At 73.1% G+C, this 3591-nt stretch carries 4 protein-coding genes and 1 pseudogene; 3 read left to right on the forward strand and 2 right to left on the reverse strand.

The features are described from left to right. Positions 1-310, reverse strand: a pseudogene (locus HUW36_RS28210) (hypothetical protein); the annotation flags it as partial. 161 nt (positions 311-471) lie between these two features. Here HUW36_RS28210 and HUW36_RS28215 point away from each other — a divergent pair. The 3 genes from HUW36_RS28215 to HUW36_RS28225 are packed head-to-tail and all read left to right on the forward strand — an operon-like array spanning position 472 to position 3171. Continuing rightward, positions 472-1323, forward strand: a complete 852-nt coding sequence (locus HUW36_RS28215) for an ABC-2 family transporter protein (protein ID WP_174530908.1) — start codon at positions 472-474, stop codon at positions 1321-1323. A 46-nt stretch (positions 1324-1369) separates the two neighbouring features. After that, positions 1370-2188 (forward strand): ABC transporter permease, encoded by an 819-nt coding sequence (locus HUW36_RS28220; protein ID WP_174530909.1) that lies wholly within the window; start codon positions 1370-1372, stop codon positions 2186-2188. Then, positions 2185-3171 carry an ABC transporter ATP-binding protein gene (locus HUW36_RS28225; RefSeq protein WP_174530910.1) on the forward strand — a complete coding sequence of 329 codons (987 nt, stop codon included), beginning with the start codon at positions 2185-2187 and terminating at the stop codon, positions 3169-3171. Before HUW36_RS28220 ends, HUW36_RS28225 begins: the two co-directional genes overlap by 4 nt. A 33-nt stretch (positions 3172-3204) precedes the next feature. On the opposite strand, the gene HUW36_RS28230 is transcribed toward HUW36_RS28225, so the two are convergent. Continuing rightward, positions 3205-3591: DUF3043 domain-containing protein (locus tag HUW36_RS28230; protein WP_174530911.1), on the reverse strand; the 387-nt coding region annotated here is incomplete at its 5' end.

Below are 3591 nucleotides of genomic sequence, written 5' to 3' on the forward strand. Positions count from 1 at the left end.
TCTGGACCGCGCCCGGCCCGGCCGGGCTGACCGGGTACGAGCCCCGCGGGCTCGCGGGGCTGACCGGATACGCGTCGTCGCCGGGGCGGGGAGCGGCGGGGCTGACCGGGTGTTCGCCACCCGGGGCGGGGCTGACCGGGCGTACCTCGGCGCGGCCGACCACGGCGCGGCGGCGGAGTGGGGGCGTCAGGTTGTCGAGGCCGATGTCACCGGGGTAGCGCTGTCCGGGGAACTGCGGCTCCCACTCGTGCGTGGGCTCGGCGGCCCAGGCCGGTTCGGCCGGCTCGCGCCAGCTGCCCCAGCCGCTCATCGGCAGCCCCTCCCGCCGCTCGCGCGGCGCGGCCCCGGGGCCGGCTCGCGTCGCTCGCTCACGGCGGTGTCACCTCGTTGGAAATTGTCGCGCTGGGGACCGCACGTGCCGGTAGAGTCGCCCGGTCCAGCACGTCGTGGCTGCGGAAGGAGGGTAACGGCGTGGGCTCGGTCACCGCCACTGTGGGACCACCCACGGACGCACACGTTACCCCATGGTTTCGGACATTCGGCGCGATAGTGGCGGCCGGCTTCCGTCGGCACGCCACCTACCGCCAGGCCGCCGTCGCGGGCGTCGTCACGAACACCGTGTTCGGCTTCCTCCGCTGCTACATCTTCCTCGCCGCAACCGGCGCCGCCGGCACCGTGGCCGGCTACGACCGCGCGCAGCTCGGCACGTTCGTCTGGGCCGGGCAGGGCCTGCTGGCCGTGATCGCCATCTGGGGCTGGACCGACCTGGCCGACCGGATCCGTACCGGCGAGGTGGCCGCCGACCTGCTGCGGCCGGTGCACCCGGTGACCAGCTACCTCGCGGTCGACCTCGGCCGGGCCGGGTTCGCCGCGCTGGCCCGGCTGGTGCCTCCGCTGGTGGTCGGCCCGCTCTTCTTCGCCGTGTACCTGCCCCGGCACTGGGCCACCGTGCCGTTGTTCCTGGTCTCCGTGCTGCTCGCCGTGGTGGTCTGCTTCGGCTGCCGCTACCTGGTCAACGCCACCGCCTACTGGCTCCAGGACGTCCGCGGCCCGATGATCCTCTGGACGCTCGGTTCGGGCGTGCTGGCCGGCCTCTACTTCCCGCTGGGCTTCCTCCCCGGCTGGCTGGAGGCGACCCTGCGGTACGCCACCCCGTTCCCCGGCATCCTGCAGATCCCGCTGGACGTGCTGGTCGAGCGGGAGTCGATGCCCACCAACCTGGGCCTGGTCGGACTGCAAGTGGTCTGGGCGGTGCTGCTGCTGGCGCTGTGCCGGCTGGTTCAGCGCCGCGCGGAGCGCCGGCTGGTGGTCCAGGGTGGCTGAGCGCGACAGCGCGCCCAGGGTGGCTGAGCGCGACAGCGCGCCCAGGGTGGCTGAGGTGGAGGTCCGGGGCGCGCTGCGGGCGTACCGGTCGCTGCTCGGCGCGCAGGCCCGCTCGCAGGCCGCCTACCGCACCTCGTTCGTGGTCGACCTGGTCGGCAACCTGGGCGCGACCGTGTTCGACGTGGTCACCGTTCTGGTGATCTTCGGCGTGACCCGGGAGCTGGGTGGGTTCACGCTGCGCGAGACGCTCGTCGTGGTCGGGCTGTCGTCGTGCGCCTTCGCCGCCGCCGACCTGCTGGTCGGCAACATCGAACGGCTGCCCCGGTACGTCCGCACCGGCCTGTTCGACGCGGTGCTGGTCCGCCCGCTCGCCGCGCTGCCCCAGCTGCTGCTGATGGACCTGCCGCTGCGCAAGGTGTCCCGGGCCGTGTTCGGGCTGGCCGTGCTGCTGTACGCGCTCGCCTCGGCGGGGATCGACTGGACCCCGGGTCGGGTGGCGCTGGCCGTGGTGGCCCCGCCGGCCGGTGTGGTGTTCTTCGCGTCGGTCTTCGTCACCACCGCCACGGTGTCGTTCTACTGGGTCGACTCGGGTGAGATGGCCAACTCGGTGACCTACGGCGGGCGCGACTTCACCTCGTACCCGATCACCGTCTACGGCGGCTGGTTCCGCGCGCTGTTCGCGTACGGGATGGGGTTCGCCTTCGTCAGTTACCACCCGGCGTTGGCGCTGCTCGGCCGCGCCGACCCGCTCGGTCTGCCGTCCTGGGTGGGGTGGGCCTCGCCGGGCGTCGCGTTCGTCGCGGCGACGGTCGCCGCCCTGGCCTGGCGGGTCGGGATCCGTCACTACCGGAGTACGGGGTCATGAACGTCATCGAGATGGACGGGCTGCGCAAGGAGTTCACGGTCCGGGTCAGGGCCGGGGTGCTGCGCCGGGAGAAGCGGACGGTGACCGCGGTCGACGGGGTCGACCTGCGGGTGGAGCGCGGCGAGATGCTCGGCTACATCGGGCCGAACGGCGCCGGGAAGTCGACCACGCTGAAGATGCTGACCGGGGTGCTGATGCCGTCGGCGGGCCAGGCCCGGGTCTGCGGGCTGCGGCCGGTGGCCGACCGGACCCGGCTGGCGCTGCGCATCGGCGTCGTGTTCGGGCAGCGCTCGCAGCTCTGGTGGGACCTTCCGCTGCGGGAGTCGTTCGACCTGCTGCGGCACGTCTACCGGGTGCCGGCCGGCGCGCACGCCGCCCGGCTGACCCGCTGTCGGGAGCTGCTCGACCTGGACGCCTTCCTGGACACCCCGGTCCGGCAGCTCTCCCTCGGCCAACGGATGCGCGGCGAGCTGACCGCGGCGCTGCTGCACGGCCCGGAGGTGCTCTTCCTGGACGAGCCGACAATCGGGCTGGACGTGGTCAGCAAGCAGGCGGTCCGTGGCTTCCTGGCCGAACTGGGCCGGGCCGGCGACACCACGCTGGTGCTCACCACGCACGACCTGGCCGACATCGAGCGGCTCTGCCGGCGGCTGGTGGTGATCGACCACGGGCGGGTGGTGCACGACGGCTCGATCGCCGAGCTGCACCGCCGGTACGGGTCGCGCCGGATGGTGGTCGCCGAGCTGGACTCCGCGCTGCCGGAGCCGCCGGTGCTGCCCGGCGCGCCGGTGCAGCGGGTGGAGGCGGACGGGCGGCGGCTGGTCTTCGCGTTGGAGCGGGCGAGCGTCGCCGAGGTGGTGGCCGGGCTGGCCGGCCTGGCCACGCTGCGCGACATCTCGATCGTCGAGCCGGACATCGAGGAGGTCGTCACCCGGCTCTACGCCAGTGAAAGGAAGGGCCCCCTCTTAACGCCTGGCGTATAGAAAGGGGCCCTGCTTAACACGTGTGCGCGCCGCTCAGACCTTGTCGCCGATGTTGACCCGGGGGGCGGGGGCACGCATCTTGCGGAACGTGATCGACCGCATGATCGCGTAGAAGTAGAGCGAGCCCAGCTTCTCGGTGCTCTTCGGGAAGCGCTCGCGGACCAGCTTCTTGATCTTCCGGGCGATCAGCACGGAGTCGATCAGCACGCCGAGGGCCAGCGCGCCCCAGAGCAGGTTCGACACCAGTCGCACCTGCGGCGGCATGGCCTGGTTGGAGCCGACCAGCACGATCAGCGCGCCGCCGAAGAACCAGGTGCCGACCGTACGCCGGGAGTCGACCACGTTGCGGGCCAGCAGCCGCTCGGGGCCCCGGTCGCGCGGCCCGCCCTCGCGGCGGAACTCGGCCGCGGCCTCGGCGCG

This window comes from Micromonospora maritima, assembly GCF_902825405.1.
Lineage (GTDB): Bacteria > Actinomycetota > Actinomycetes > Mycobacteriales > Micromonosporaceae > Micromonospora > Micromonospora maritima.